Source organism: Mucilaginibacter sp. P2_D11 (genome assembly GCF_056404435.1).
The window spans coordinates 1-801 of the sequence record NZ_JBFUEA010000056.1; the positions used below are offsets into that span (position 1 = coordinate 1).

Annotated in this window: 1 protein-coding gene; it reads right to left on the bottom strand. The window is 51.1% G+C overall.

Annotation, left to right across the window (positions count from 1 at the left end; all coding sequences use genetic code 11):
• The coding region (locus AC1DXC_RS27315) for a cadherin-like beta sandwich domain-containing protein (protein ID WP_477462339.1) at positions 1–801 on the bottom strand (801 nt) is incomplete at both ends.

Sequence of the window (801 nt, forward strand, 5' to 3'; positions counted from 1 at the left end):
GGTTACACCATCCTCTGCGGTTACCTGGATGGTAACCTGCGTAACGGCACCGGTAAGAGGTATCGAAAGCGGAGAGCCGCTGCTTGCGACAGTACCGTTTACACGGATAACAGCATGGGCCTCCAATGCCGTAGGCGTCAGTACGATGCTTGTTGCGGTATTGGCTACCGATGTTTTATAATTCTCATCACCGCTCCCCGTTGCAGACACCAGGTTAGCACCGCCAACTTTTAATAATACCGCTGCATTGTTGGACAGGCGAGTTACCGTTATGGTGTAGGTCTTAGTGGTTATGCCGTCTTCGGCTGTTACCACCGTACTGATCACATTGGTTCTCGCTGAAAGCGCTATCGCCCCGGAGGCTGCCCCACCGGCTACCACTACGTTATTAACCCGTATGATGGCTTTGGAATCACTTGGCGTGGCGGTTAATGTAACGCTGCTAATATTAGCACCTACTGATGCCGAAAAATTATAATCGCTGCTTCCGGAAACAGAACTTAACGTTACATATGGGCTTAAAACCACCTGAGTTAACCAAGCATTGGTAGACCCTGTTTTATTTATCTGAAGCGTCGCCGTCCTGGTGGTTACACCATCCTCTGCGGTTACCTGGATGGTAACCTGCGTAACGGCACCGGTAAGAGGTATCGAAAGCGGAGAGCCGCTGCTTGCGACAGTACCGTTTACACGGATAACAGCATGGGCCTCCAATGCCGTAGGCGTCAGTACGATGCTTGTTGCGGTATTGGCTACCGATGTTTTATAATTCTCATCACCGCTCCCCGTTGCAGACACCAG